At 29.0% G+C, this 13,448-nt stretch carries 19 protein-coding genes; all 19 read left to right on the top strand.

What is annotated here, in order from left to right; translation table 11 throughout:
• Nucleotides 1-3: 3 nt before the first annotated feature.
• Nucleotides 4-1,281: a phage portal protein gene (locus FMAG_RS03945; RefSeq protein WP_005884242.1), complete on the top strand. Its 1,278-nt coding sequence runs from the start codon at nucleotides 4-6 to the stop codon at nucleotides 1,279-1,281.
• Nucleotides 1,253-1,999, top strand: coding sequence for a head maturation protease, ClpP-related (locus FMAG_RS03940; protein WP_005884240.1), 747 nt, complete (start codon nucleotides 1,253-1,255; stop codon nucleotides 1,997-1,999). The genes FMAG_RS03945 and FMAG_RS03940 overlap by 29 nt, the downstream gene beginning before the upstream one ends.
• 4 nt (nucleotides 2,000-2,003) lie before the next feature.
• The gene (locus FMAG_RS03935; RefSeq protein ID WP_005884238.1) at nucleotides 2,004-3,146 is read left to right on the top strand and encodes a phage major capsid protein; all 1,143 of its coding nucleotides are present in this window, start codon (nucleotides 2,004-2,006) and stop codon (nucleotides 3,144-3,146) included.
• A gap of 14 nt (nucleotides 3,147-3,160) precedes the next feature.
• On the top strand, nucleotides 3,161-3,445 hold the full coding sequence (locus tag FMAG_RS03930) for a head-tail connector protein (protein WP_005884236.1): 285 nt from the start codon (nucleotides 3,161-3,163) through the stop codon (nucleotides 3,443-3,445).
• On the top strand, nucleotides 3,438-3,782 hold the full coding sequence (locus FMAG_RS03925; protein ID WP_005884234.1) for a head-tail adaptor protein: 345 nt from the start codon (nucleotides 3,438-3,440) through the stop codon (nucleotides 3,780-3,782). The genes FMAG_RS03930 and FMAG_RS03925 overlap by 8 nt, the downstream gene beginning before the upstream one ends.
• The gene (locus FMAG_RS03920; protein ID WP_005884232.1) at nucleotides 3,769-4,173 is read left to right on the top strand and encodes an HK97 gp10 family phage protein; all 405 of its coding nucleotides are present in this window, start codon (nucleotides 3,769-3,771) and stop codon (nucleotides 4,171-4,173) included. Before FMAG_RS03925 ends, FMAG_RS03920 begins: the two co-directional genes overlap by 14 nt.
• Nucleotides 4,174-4,181: 8 nt before the next feature.
• Entirely contained in the window at nucleotides 4,182-4,631 is a 450-nt protein-coding gene (locus FMAG_RS03915; RefSeq protein ID WP_005884230.1) for a phage tail terminator family protein, read from the top strand.
• The gene (locus FMAG_RS03910; protein ID WP_005884228.1) at nucleotides 4,618-5,709 is read left to right on the top strand and encodes a phage tail sheath C-terminal domain-containing protein; all 1,092 of its coding nucleotides are present in this window, start codon (nucleotides 4,618-4,620) and stop codon (nucleotides 5,707-5,709) included. Before FMAG_RS03915 ends, FMAG_RS03910 begins: the two co-directional genes overlap by 14 nt.
• 10 nt (nucleotides 5,710-5,719) lie before the next feature.
• Entirely contained in the window at nucleotides 5,720-6,127 is a 408-nt protein-coding gene (locus FMAG_RS03905; RefSeq protein WP_005884225.1) for a hypothetical protein, read from the top strand.
• A 40-nt stretch (nucleotides 6,128-6,167) separates the two neighbouring features.
• Nucleotides 6,168-6,596, top strand: a complete 429-nt coding sequence (locus FMAG_RS03900; RefSeq protein WP_005884223.1) for a hypothetical protein — start codon at nucleotides 6,168-6,170, stop codon at nucleotides 6,594-6,596.
• A gap of 193 nt (nucleotides 6,597-6,789) precedes the next feature.
• The gene (locus FMAG_RS03895; RefSeq protein WP_005884221.1) at nucleotides 6,790-9,003 is read left to right on the top strand and encodes a phage tail tape measure protein; all 2,214 of its coding nucleotides are present in this window, start codon (nucleotides 6,790-6,792) and stop codon (nucleotides 9,001-9,003) included.
• A 9-nt stretch (nucleotides 9,004-9,012) separates the two neighbouring features.
• Nucleotides 9,013-9,327 (top strand): hypothetical protein, encoded by a 315-nt coding sequence (locus FMAG_RS03890; RefSeq protein WP_005884219.1) that lies wholly within the window; start codon nucleotides 9,013-9,015, stop codon nucleotides 9,325-9,327.
• A gap of 1 nt (nucleotide 9,328) precedes the next feature.
• A complete protein-coding gene (locus FMAG_RS03885; RefSeq protein ID WP_005884217.1) occupies nucleotides 9,329-9,727 on the top strand; it encodes a hypothetical protein in 399 nt (132 codons plus the stop codon).
• A 4-nt stretch (nucleotides 9,728-9,731) separates the two neighbouring features.
• A complete protein-coding gene (locus FMAG_RS03880; RefSeq protein WP_005884215.1) occupies nucleotides 9,732-10,685 on the top strand; it encodes an XkdQ/YqbQ family protein in 954 nt (317 codons plus the stop codon).
• Nucleotides 10,675-11,097 carry a DUF2577 family protein gene (locus FMAG_RS03875; protein WP_005884213.1) on the top strand — a complete coding sequence of 141 codons (423 nt, stop codon included), beginning with the start codon at nucleotides 10,675-10,677 and terminating at the stop codon, nucleotides 11,095-11,097. Before FMAG_RS03880 ends, FMAG_RS03875 begins: the two co-directional genes overlap by 11 nt.
• A gap of 11 nt (nucleotides 11,098-11,108) precedes the next feature.
• Nucleotides 11,109-11,561 carry a DUF2634 domain-containing protein gene (locus FMAG_RS03870; protein ID WP_005884211.1) on the top strand — a complete coding sequence of 151 codons (453 nt, stop codon included), beginning with the start codon at nucleotides 11,109-11,111 and terminating at the stop codon, nucleotides 11,559-11,561.
• The gene (locus tag FMAG_RS03865; RefSeq protein ID WP_005884209.1) at nucleotides 11,554-12,648 is read left to right on the top strand and encodes a baseplate J/gp47 family protein; all 1,095 of its coding nucleotides are present in this window, start codon (nucleotides 11,554-11,556) and stop codon (nucleotides 12,646-12,648) included. The genes FMAG_RS03870 and FMAG_RS03865 overlap by 8 nt, the downstream gene beginning before the upstream one ends.
• A complete protein-coding gene (locus FMAG_RS03860; protein ID WP_005884207.1) occupies nucleotides 12,638-13,180 on the top strand; it encodes a putative phage tail protein in 543 nt (180 codons plus the stop codon). Before FMAG_RS03865 ends, FMAG_RS03860 begins: the two co-directional genes overlap by 11 nt.
• Complete coding sequence (locus tag FMAG_RS03855) at nucleotides 13,180-13,440, top strand: hypothetical protein (RefSeq protein ID WP_005884205.1); 261 nt, start codon at nucleotides 13,180-13,182, stop codon at nucleotides 13,438-13,440. The genes FMAG_RS03860 and FMAG_RS03855 overlap by 1 nt, the downstream gene beginning before the upstream one ends.
• Nucleotides 13,441-13,448 lie beyond the last annotated feature (8 nt).

Genomic DNA, 13,448 nt, shown 5'->3' with positions numbered 1-13,448 from the left:
GAGGTGTTTGAGATTATAAAAAAAATATTAGCTAAGCTTTCAGGAGCTTCAAAGAGTGGTACACCTATAAATACAGATTCAAACTCTCTTTTTGACATCTTAGGACAACTTAATGAAGATACAGAGGTACAACAAGATATATCTGAAACTATATATTTTATTTGCTTAAAGCATCTATCTGAAAGTTTAGGGAAAATGCAATGGGAGAAAAGAGAGATTACTAAGAAAAAAGGAAGAGAAACCATATTTGATAATGATTTAGATTTACTATTAAATATAAGACCTAATCCATATATGAGTGCTATAACATTTTGGCAAACAGTAGAATTAAATCGTAATCATTATGGGAACTCTTATGTCTATATCGAAAGAGATGGGAAAAAAATTAAAAATCTCTGGCAATTACCCAGTAATGAAGTTGAAATTTGGATTGATAACAAAGGCTATTTTGGACTAAAAGATAGTATTTGGTATGTGTGGAATGACAGTAGAAGTGGAAAAAGATATTCATTTTTACAAGATGATATATTACATTTCAAAACTCATATGAGTTGGGATGGACTATCTGGAACAGCAGTTCGTGATATTTTAAAAACTCAACTAAATACTCAAAAGTCAGCTTTGAACTTTTTAAAGAGAATATATTCCAGTTCTACATTAGGAACTAAAGTAGTAGTTCATTATACTGGAGAATTAAATGATGCTAAAGCTAAAAATATGGTGGATAAGATAGCAAATTTTGCTAAAGCTAAAGAGAGTGGAGCTTTTATTCCTTTACCTATGGGATATCAAGCTCAGTTATTAGAAATGAAACTAGCTGATTCTCAGTTCTTTGAAAATAATAAGAATACAGCTCTTCAAATAGCTGCTGCCTTTGGAATAAAACCTAATGTCATAAATGATTATACCAAAAGTTCATATAGTAATAGCGAAACTCAACAGTTAGATTTTTATGTAAATACATTGCAACCTTTATTTTTAATCTACGAACAGGAATTGAGTTATAAGCTACTTCATCCAAGAGATTTAGAAAGAGGGCAAAGGTTAGTTATAAATGAAGATATTCTATTTAAAATGGATAACCAAACTAAAGCTAATGTATATTCAAACTATGTTCAAAACTTCATTATGACACCTAATGAAGTTCGAGAAGCACTAAATTTACCATATGTAAAGGGAGGGGATAAACTTGTAGGAAATGGAAATGCTATCAGCCTAGATAAAGCTGGAGAACAATATACGAAAGGAGGAGATGAAAATAAAAATACAATTACAGAATAATGGTAAAAACACTGGATACTTTGAAATAAAAGCTCAAGATAATATAGCAGAATTATCTATTTATGGAGAAATTAGTTCTGATAAATGGTGGGGAGATGAAGTAACCCCAACAGAAATAAAAGAACTCCTAGACACAGTAAAAAATAAAGATTTAAATATCTTTATTAACTCATCTGGTGGGAATGTATTTGCTGGATTAGCTATTTATCATATGTTAAAAAGACATGAAGGTAAAAAGAAAGTATATGTAGATGGAGTAGCTGCTAGTATTGCTTCAATAATAGCAATGGCTGGAGATGAAATCCATATTCCTAAAAATGCTTATCTTATGATTCATCGTTCTTGGATATGTACAGCTGGAAATAAAAATGATTTATTAGAAACAATTTCTATGTTAGAAAAAATGGATATAAATATGGCTGATATTTATAAGACAAAAGCATTAACTGATATAAGTAATGAAAAAATATTAGAATTAATGGATAATGAAACTTGGTTGACTGGGATAGAGGCTCAAAATTATTTTGATATAGTTGTAGATGGAGAAAATAGAACAGCTGCTTGTCTTGATGGATTAACTCCAAATGATAAGATGCCAGAAATATTTAAAGCAAAGTTAAATAAAATTGAAAAAAGTCAAAGTGAAAATAAAGAAGAATTAAAAAGAATTGAACTAGAAAAAGCAAAGTTAAAATTAAGATTAAAAATGGAGGATTGATTGAATGAAAAGGTCAGATTTAATAAAAGAAGATTTAAGAGCAGCTAAAGAAAATGCAAGAAAAGTACTAGCTAGTGGAACATCAACAATAGATGAAATCAATGCAACAACTTTAAATATTGAAACTTTAGAAGCAAAATTAAACCTAGCTTTAAAAGAAGAAGGAGAAATTCAAGCTAATTTAAAAGGAACTGTATTAGATAATAAAAATATATCTAATGGGATAGATTCGCAAGCTTACGAAAATGCCTTTGTTAGCTTTTTAAAAGGGAATGCTTCATTAGATGAAAAAATGACAATACAAGCAGCTCTATCATCTACTGCAGATGCTGATGGTGGACTATTAATTCCAAAAGACCAAGAAACACAAGTAATAGAATTAGCTAGAGATTATAGTTCTCTTAGAGATTTAGTATATGTAGAACCTGTATCTACTCTTACTGGAACAAGAGTTATAGAAGTTGATGGAGAATATACTCCTTTTGCTGAAGTCACTGAAGGTTCAAAAATTTCAGATATTGAAAATGGAGATTTTAAAGCAATTCCTTACTCTTGTAAAACTTATGGTGGTATTTTACCTATTCCTAATAATTTATTAAAAGATAATAAAGGAAATTTACTATATCATGTAAGTAAATGGTTTGCTAAGAAAAAAGTAGCTACTGAAAATAAATTAATAGGGGATTCATTAAGTACCTTTAGTAAAACAGCAATGAAAGGAATTGATGATATAAAAACAGTTCTTAATAAGACATTAGACCCAGCTATCTCAGCTAATGCTATTGTAGTTACTAACCAAACAGGATTTAATGAATTAGATAAGATGAAAGATACAGATGGGAACTATTTATTACAACCAGACCCTACTAAACCTACTCAAAAATTATTGAAAGGTAGACCAGTAAAAGTATATCCAGATAAAGTATTAGCAAATGATACTACTAAAGCTCCTGTAATAATTGGAGATTTCAAAAGAGCAATTACTCTATTTGATAGACAACTTTTAACTGTTGATTCTACAAATATAGGAGCTGGAGCTTTTGAAACTAATTCAACAAAAGTAAGAGGTTTATTAAGAATGGATGTTCAAAAATTTGATGAAAAAGCTATTGTATTTTTACAATATGATACAGCACCTATTGAATAATTAAAAGGAGTAATATGAGAGTATTAACTTTAGAGAATATAAAAGAATATTTGAGAGTTGATTCTGATGAAGATGATACTCTCATCAATCTCTTTACAGAATATGCTAAAGAGGAGATTGAAGATTCTACTGGAGTAAAATTTAATGAAGAAGGAAATTCTGAAACATATAATATGGCTATGCTTATAGTCATAGCTGATAGATATGAAAATAGAGCCTCTACCGATACAGAGTTTAAAGTAAATAATATATTAAGTAGTATCTATACTAGATTAAAGGCAGGGGTAATAGATGAGTGAGAAGGTATTAGCTAGTAGATTAAATAATAGAGTTGAGATTCATAGAGAGCAGATAGTAGAAGGGAACTTAGGAGATAAGAGGGAATATAAGCTATATAAAAAAGTTTGGGCTGATATCATACCTCTATCAGCTAATTCTATAACTACCTCAGAAGATTTTGAATATACAGATATAAAATTTAAAATTATTATGAGAAAAACTGATATTACTCAAGCTGATATTATCTATTATAAAGGAACTAAATATGAAATATCTCATATTATTCCAGCTTTTAATAAAAATAATTATATTGAAGTACATTGTACTTTAAAAAAGGAGTTCTATGGGGAGCTTTGATGATGTATGTAAAGAACTTAGTAAATTAGCTAGTAGTGCTGATGGAGAAACTAAAAAATTTGTAAAAAAACAAGCTAAAATTTTAAAGAAAAAAACTTTAGAAGTAGCTAAGAAAAGAGTAAAAAAAGATTCTGGATATTATCATAGAAGCATCAAAGATGGAAAACCTTATGAATTTAAAGGAGATTTTGCTTGTAGAGTGTATTCAGCTGCTCCACATGCTCATCTCATTGAAGAGGGGCATAGAATTGTTAGAGGTAAAAATGGAACAGAATTAGGAAGAGTAAAAGGGAAGTTTGTATTTAGAGATACAGCTAATGAATTTACAGAGGAATTTGAAGAAAATTCTCAAAAAATGTTAGAGGATTTATTTGAAAAAAATGGATTTTGAGGTATGAAATGATTAGTTCAAAAGATATTTTAACCATATTAGTAGCTAAATTAAGAAAGGAACTGAAAGATACTCCTATAGAGTGTAGAGATGTTAAAGAAGGATATAGGAGAGGCTCTATTCATATATATTTTGAAAATTTAAAAGCATCTGATTATATGAAAAAATTTAGGGAAACAACTTTAAATGTAAGAATAATCTATCATCCTAAAAAGGATGATGATATTGGAGAACTTTTAGGCATACAAGAAAAACTAATTGAAATATTCTCTGATAATCCAGTAATAGAGTTACTAGATGGACTAGTTACAGAAGTTTTAGAAGTTGATTCAACTGAATCAGATGGAGATTTACTATTCAATTTTGATTTATATGTATTTGAAGAGTATGAAGAAAAAGTATCGGAAATGATGGAAAATTTATATATAGGAGGGGTAGAAGAGTATGTCAACGACTAATACTATGCCACAATTGGATATTATATTTAAGGGGCTAGGAGTTACAGCTGTAAAAAGAGCTGAAAGAGGAGATGCTGTATTAATATTAAATGATACAACACCAGGAGAACCTAAAAAATATTATAAAACTATTGAAGATTTCACAAGTGAAGAGCAAGCAAAATTTACTAAAGATAATGTTAAATTAGTAAAGGATGCACTAGAAGGGATTCCTTTGAAATTATATGTATTTAAAGTAGGAGAAGAGGAGCTAATTACAGATAAGTTGAAAGTTATTGGAGGAGTTATCCCAAGAAACTGTTGGATAGGAACTCCAGATAATTCTTATGCTACTGAATTAGTTACTTGGGTAAAAGCAAAAAGAAAAAATGATAAAAAAAGATATAAGATGGTAGGACATAAACTAACAGCTCCAGATGATATGGGAATAGTAAACTTCACTAATGAAAAAGTTACTTTCTCTGATGATAGAGGAGAGGTTACAGGAAATCAAGCTGTTCCATACTTGCTTGGATTCTTAGCTGGTATTTCATTAAATATGTCTGCCATTGCCTTTGAACTTGGAAAATTCTCAAATGTAATTGAACCTGAAGAGTTAGATACAGCTATTGGGAATGGAGAGTTTGTATTATTCAATGATGAAGGAATAGTAAAAGTAGCTAGAGCTGTAAATAGTTTAAGTACTATTGGACAAGATGTAACAATAGAAATGACTCATATAAATACTGTTGAAAAGATGGATTTAATCTATTGTGATATTTATACAGCTTGGGATAAATCATACAAAGGAAAATATCCTAATATAACTAATAATCAAATGTTACTAATAAGTGCAATTAATAGCTATTTTAAAGGTTTAGCAATAGACTATATCTTAGACCCTAATTTTGAGAATATATCTTTTATTGATTTAGACCAGCAAAGACTTGCTAACTATGCTAAATATGGGCAAGAAGAAGTTGAAAGTTGGGATGATGAAAAAGTAAGACAAATGACAGTAGGAACTAATGTATTCTTAAAAGCTAATATAAAAGTTAGTGGAATTATGGAAGATTTCTTATTCAATATATACATGTAGGAGGAAGTAAATGGCACATAAAAGAAGTGGTTATCATAATGGTAATGCTGGAGAAGTATGGGTAGCTGGAGTTAAAATTGGTACTTGTAATAAGGGAGAAGTAAAAACTAAGTATAATTATGAAGAAGTAGATAATCCAGATGTTCCTGGTGGTAAAATAAGAGTTCTAGTCGGAGAAACTCATGAAATATCATTTACATATAAAAGTACTGGAACTGAAGAAGAAATAGATATGTTTAACCTAGATGAAGATATCACAGTTATTATGAATGATGCTAATATCAATGGTACTAAGAAACAAAGAACTAAATGTGATGGAGTAACTTTTGATGAAAGAACTAGAGCATCTTTTGAAAAAGGAAAAGTAAAGGAGATTCAACTAACTGGACAAGCTGAAACAGTAACAGAATTAAAATAAAAGAGAGGGAGTAATTCCCTCTCAAATAACAGGAGGAAAAATGGTAACATTCCAAGATTTTTTAAATAAAGTAAGAGAAAAAGAGGCTAAAAAAGTAAAAATAGCAAAAGTAGAAGTAGAGGGGATAGGAGAAATAGAATTTCAAAGACCTGATGAATCAGAGTTACTAAGATATAATAATGAAATGATGAGATGTTATAAGGGAACTCTCAAAGATAAAGATAATATCTCTATGGAAAATATGGATATGGAGGGAATGGCTTTAAATGCCTCTGAATTAATATATAATAGTTGCTCTTTCTTTAGAGAAAAAGAACTGAGAGATATGTATAAAGAATATAAATTTCCAGAAATTCCTTTAATAATATTAGGGACAACAGAAGTACTAAGAATAGCTCATAGTATAAATGCTATTTTTAAAGGTTTAAAAGTTAAAAAAGAAACCGAGGAAGAAATAAAAAACTCATAGGAGATAATGAGAATCCAGGAGAATTATATTGGGTATCTTATTATCTCCAAAAAGGACATAGTTTACAATATCTACTTAATTTAACAGAAGAAGAAAAATTATTCTTTATTGAAAGTATGGTAGTAAATAGACAGGAACAAATTGAGTATGACATAAAAAAGATTAAAGCTTCTATGGGAATTGGAGGGGAATAATGAGTAAAACAATAGGTGTAATACTTAGCTTGAAAAATGCTCTTAGTGAGCAAATAAAACCAGCTATTGCCTCTCTAAAAGAGGCTGAAAAGCAAAGTGAACAAGCAAAAGAGCAATTAGAAGTGTATAAACAAGCAGTAGAACAAGCTAAAGCTAATATAGCTCAGTATGTAACAGAGTTAGAAAACTTGAAAAAAAGTGTTGTTGAGCAAAATAGAGAATACCAAAGAGCTAAAGCTAATATTGATTCTCTTAAAAATTCTAATATAGAATTGCAAAATGAAATTACTAAACAAGCTATGGAACTTGATAGGCTTGGGCAAGAGTATGGAAGTAATTCTAAAGAATATAAAAATGCTGCCAAACAACTCCAAGCTTTGAGGCAGCAACATAGAAATAATAATATTTCTATAAAAGAGCAAACCGAAAATCTTAACAGATTGGAAGAAACCATTATTAAAAATAGTGATGCTGTAAATGATATGAAATCTCAGGAAAAAGCTTTAAAAGAAGCTTTAGAACAAGCTGAAAACTCTGTATCAGAACAGCGAAAAGAGATATTGAAACTCGGAAATAGTTTTAGACAGATTGAAAAAGAAGTAGAAGAATCAAAGAAAACTTTTAAAGAATGGGGTAAAACAGTAGGCTCATCTATTGATGGAGCTGTTAAATCAGCTCTAAAATGGGGAGCTTCTATCATAGGATTGACAGGAGGGCTTGGAGCTGGAGGAGCTATCAAAATGGGAATGGAAACTTCTATTAACTTAGAGGCTTATCGAACTATGTTAGAAACAGCTACTAAGGACTTTAAAAAAACAAATAAACTCATGGAAAATGCTGAACTACTATCTATATCTACTCCATTCAGTCCAGAAGAGGTTATTCAAGCTACAGCTACTCTTGAAAGTTATGGGATAGATAGTGAAAAATGGTTAGCTATGATAGCTGATGCTGCTGGAGCTACTAACACAACTATGGAACAAGCAACAGAAGCTGTAAAAGATATACTTTCAAAAAATGAGTTCCAAAGTATGGAAAACTTAGGAGTATCTAAGGAGATGATTATTGAAGCAGCTGAAAAGAAATATGGTAAAAATAAAGTGTTTAATAAGCAAGGGCAAGTAAAAGACCAAGAAAAGCTTCAAATAGTTTTAGAAGAAATCATGGTATCAAAGTTTGATGGAGGAGCTGAAAAATTATCTCAAACTGTAAGAGGATTATGGAGTACAATTACAGGTTCTGTTAATATGGGATTAGCTAAGATATTAGGTATGGAGAATGGACTTATCAAAACAGGTTCTATACTTGATATCATTAAACAAAAAATGACTTTATTAAGAGATATACTAATAAAATGGGAAGAAGATGGAACATTAGATGATTTAGCTAAAGAATTTACAATAGTTTTTACTGAAATAGCTAATTCAGTTATAAGTACCTATAACTTTATTAAAGAAAACCATGAAGTAATTATAGCTTTAACTAAATTTTTAGGAATAATTTATATACTCACAAAAGGAGTTTTTGCTCTAAAAGCAGCTTTTGAAGCTTATCAAATAGCTGTAACAGCCTTGTCAAATATAGGATTTTTAGTAACTATTTTTACAAAACTCAAATTAGCAATAGCATCTTTTAATTTAATGTTAGCATCTACTCCAGTCGGATGGGTAACAGCTGCCATTGGAGCTATAGCTTTTGCTCTGTACATGTTAATATTTGAATTTGACAAAGTCAAATCTTTTGTAGGAAGTCTATGGGATTCTTTGAAATCTTTTGCTGATAATATGCCATGGTGGGCTAGTATTATTGTAGGAGCTTTTATGCCTGTTATAACTATTATAAAAGGATTAGGAAAAGTATGGGAATGGGCTAAAAGTTTATTTAGTGATGAAGATATTGAAAAAAATATAGAGGTAACTGAAAAAACAAAAAAAGACATCCAGGAACTTGCAAAACCACAAGTAGAAAATAAAATACCAAGTCAAAATAAGGTATTTGAAGAAAGTTTTGCAAAAGTAGAAGCTCCTCAGAGTTTAAATTCAGTTAAATCTAATGCTATTACTAGAGCTACTATAAATAATCCAAGACCAGCAGTAACTAATTCTAATAATATATATATTCAAGGAGATATATATGGGTATGATGAGTTTAAAGAAAAAGTAGCTGGTGTAATTGTAGATATAAGTAAAAATAATATGGCTAATGTAACTTAGGAGGATATTATGACTAGAAGGGAAGTATTAAGAGGAGAAATTAAATATTTAAAGAATTTTCTTGGTATTGATACAAATACTGGGAAACTTGACAGTATTGAAGAATGTCGTGGAGCTATTATTAATATTATTAATGAAAAGGCAAGAGTTATTTCAGCTAATGAAAAAGCAGCAACAGATGATATAAAAGGAAAATATTATACATTACTTGCAGAACACAAAATATTACAACAAAACTATACTGATTTATTAGCTATCTTAAAAAATATCCAAGTTCAATCTAAAAAGAAAAGCTTTTTTAAAAGATTATTTGGAGGAAAATAAAATGGAGATATATTTATCTACACTTGATAGGAAAAATATCTTTAAATTTCCTTTTATCGAAAGTAAAAATGTATCATTTAACAATCCTCTAAATAGTGAAACTTTTGAAAATAGCTTAGGCAAAGAACTGACACTTATAGGAGAAGAGAAACTAAAAACAATTTCTATCAACAGTTTTTTCCCTCATAAAAGATATAGATGGCTGCCATTTTTATCATTTTTAGCTCCAGAGTGCTTAGCTTTTCTTACTAAATATAGAAAATCTATTTTAAAAGTTACTGTAATTTTATCAGAAACTTCATTCTCATATCCTTGTATAATTAAAGATTTTACCTGGAAGAAAAAATCTAATCAAGACATTGACTATTCCATCACTATTGAAGAGTATGTGAACAGGTGATTTTATGAATTTATATGTTATAAAAGGAGAAAGAGCAGTTGATATAACTGATATAAGTGGAGCTATTAGTTTAAGTACTTCTATGGATACTTTAGGAGCATCTTTAGCTTTTAACATAGCTAGAAATTATAATGATACTAGTTTTATTTTCTCTGACGAAATAGAAACTGGAGATATAATTATTTTAAATAATACCAAGGAATTATTTAGAGGAGTAATAGTAAATATAACAACTACTAAATTTAATAGGACTATTGAATGTTTAGATTATAGTTTTTATTTAAATAAAAATAAAGTAATTAAACAATTTGAAGATATTAGTGCTAGTGTAGCTATTAAACAACTATTACAGGAAATAGATGCTCCTATTGGAGATATTAGTAATATTTCAACTTCTATCAGTAAATTATATTACTCTAATACTATTGCTGAAATTATTAATGATATTCTCAAACAAGTTAATGAAGAGCTTGGAATTAAATATAAACTTGAATTTATAGATAGTAAATTTAATGTTAATCCTTTTAAAAAGGTAAATGTATCTTTTAGATATAGACAAACTGGGAATGAAAGTATAAGTGAAAGTATCTTAGAAATGAAAAATAGAATACTTGTAACTTCAAATGAACAAGAATCAACTGAAATATTAGCAGTAGCTGAAGATAACACTAATATTGAAAAATATGGGAGCTTACAAGAAATTATCAATGTAGAACCTGATAAAGATGAAGCTAAAGTTCGGAATGTTGCGAAAATGAAATTAAAAGAGTTGAATAAAGTTTTTAAAACTGTATCACTTGAAGGTTTTGGAGATGATGAGTTCAGAGCTGGAAGAGTTATCTACCTTAATAATCCTAAATTAAAACTTTACGGGGAATACTTAATTAATTCTTGTGTCCATACCTGGAGAAAGGGAGAACATATTGTGAACTTGGAGGTGGAATTATTTGAAGAATAGCGAAATAGCAGCTAAATTTTTAAAAGGATTAGAAACTCCTGAAAATTTTCAAGTCTGTATAGGAGAAGTAATTCAAGCTCCTCCAGAACTTACTATATCTATTTTAGATGGAAGATTTATTTTATACCCTCATATGTTATATATGAATGATAGATTATTTGCTGATTATACTAGAACTTATAAACTAGAAGGAATATTAGATGAAATAACTATTAATGCTACTTCGTCAAATAAGCCATGTGGATTAGGAGCAACAAATCCACATGGAACTATTGAAGGAAATGGGGAGTACAAAGCAAATGGAACTTTTATTAATACAGATACATTAAAAATAGGAGATTTAGTAAAAGTTACTCCTACTGAAAAAGGACAAAAATGGATAGTTGATTTTAAAATAAGAAAGATTAAATAAGGGGGAGATATATGAGCATCTTTCCAAAAAGTTTTAATACTATTAGTTCTGTTACAGTTACTAATAGTAAAACTTTAATTAATAAATATAAAGATTTATTATTTGATACCACTACTAAAAAAGTTATAGTAAAAGATGGAAAAACAGAATTTACAGATAAAAAAAAGCAAGTACAGCAATGGATATTTCTTTTACTTCATACAGAAATGGAGAAATATAAAGTATATCAAGATACTGAGTTTGGAATAAGATTTCTCTATGAAATGAGAGGGAATGAATTTTATAGTTCTGGATTTACTATTGCTCAAATAAAAGATGAGCTAGAAGAAAAATTATTACTTAACAAAAATATTCAAAGTGTTGAATCTATCAATATTACTAAAAATTTTAATTCTCTAGTATTTGATATTGTTGTAATTGTTAATGATGAATTAATTAAAAGCGAGGTGGAATTAAATGTCTAGTTACTATACAGCCAAAAGTGCTGATGAAATACTAGAAGAAATGTTAAATAATATTCCAGATGACTATATTAAATCAGTTGGAACATTTACACATGATTTAATTAAAACATATGCTTTAGAAGGAGCTGAATTAGAAAAAAAATTATCAGATATTTGGGATTTCTTTGATATACATAGGCTAACTGGAGAAGAGTTGGATAAAAGGGTATTTCAGCTTCAGGGATTAACTAGAAAACCAGCTACATATTCAATAGGAGAATTAACAGTTAATGGAACAGGAACTATAACAAAAGGAGATATATTTGAAACAATCAATGGAGTTCAATTTAAATCATTAGAAACTAAAAGTATAGTAAATACTGGGATTATAAAAATTCAAGCTGTTATTCCTGGAGATATTAGTAATGTTGGAGCTAAAACTATTACTCAAATGCCTGTTACTATTCAAGGTATAAAAAGTTGTAATAATGAGAAAGCTACCTATGATGGTTTTAATGCTGAAACTGATGAATCGTTATTAAGTAGATATGACATAAAAGTTCAGATGCCAGCAACCTCTGGAAATGTATATCACTATATGCAATGGGCTAGAGAAGTAGCTGGAGTTGGAGATAGTAAAATCTTTCCACTATGGAATGGGAAAAACACTGTAAAAACAGTTATTATAAATGATTTAAAGCAAGTAGCATCTAGCGAATTAGTCAAAAAAGTACAAGAATATATTGACCCAAAAGGAGAAGATGAATCTACTTGGGGATGTGGGTATGGAGAAGCACCTATAGGAGCTTACTGTACTGTGATATCAGCTAGTGCTAAAACTATTAATATTGAGGTTACTTTAACTAAAGAAGAGGGGGTAAATAGTGAAGTATTAAGTGAAAGAATAAAACAGAGCTTAACATCATTTTTACAATCAATAGCATTTAAAAAAAATTATGTATCTTATTCACTTATTTCTAATTCTATATTAGAAACACCTGGAGTAATAGAATGGAGCTCTTTAACATTAAATAATGGAACTAGCAATATTCAAATAGGAGATGAAGAAGTAGCTATATTAGGAGAGGTAACTATCCATGAAAACTAAAGATATTTTAATTAATAATTTACATAAAATAATTAGAAAAGATGAGTTTATTAATGCTATTTTAAATCCAGCTGGATTACATTTAGATGAAGTAAAAGATAAGATGACTTTACTTGGAAAAGAGTTCTTATTCTCTACTATGTCATTAGAGAGGATTCAAGAACTTGAAAAAGAATTAAATTATAAAACTAAATCTACCACTATTGAAGGAAAAAGAATTGAAATAGAAGCAAGATGGAAAACAACAGGTAAATGTGATTTAGAGTTACTCCAAACTATTGCTAATAGCTGGAGAAATGGAGAAATTGATGTTAAATTTATCGATGGAACTATTGAAATAGTTTTTATTTCTTTAATTGGTATTCCAGATGATATTGAAGTTTTAAAAGCATCACTAGGAGAAGCTAAGCCAGCTCATTTAGGAATAAATTTTCAATATAGATATAGATTATGGGGAGATTTACCCCCTAAAACTTGGGAATATTATAGCCAATTTACCTGGGAAGAAGTTATGAAAAAGGAGGGAATTTAATGCCAGAATTAACACCTAATCTTAATTTAAAAAAACCAAATTGGGATACTGAGGTAGCAGATATAAGAGTATTTAATGATAACATGGATATTCTTGATGAAGAGTTGATAAAAAAAGCAACTAAGACAGAATTAGGAAGAATAAAAATAGGAGAAACTATTTCTATTGATGAAAATGGTGTAATTAATATAAATCCTAAAATAACTACTCCTCAAGAAATGACAGCTTTAGTGGAAAAGTATAAGGTTAAGGAGGAGTGATATCTTGA

The sequence above is a fragment of the Fusobacterium mortiferum ATCC 9817 genome (assembly GCF_000158195.2).
Classification (GTDB): Bacteria; Fusobacteriota; Fusobacteriia; order Fusobacteriales; family Fusobacteriaceae; genus Fusobacterium_A; species Fusobacterium_A mortiferum.
This window is presented reverse-complemented; position numbering and strand designations above follow the sequence as displayed.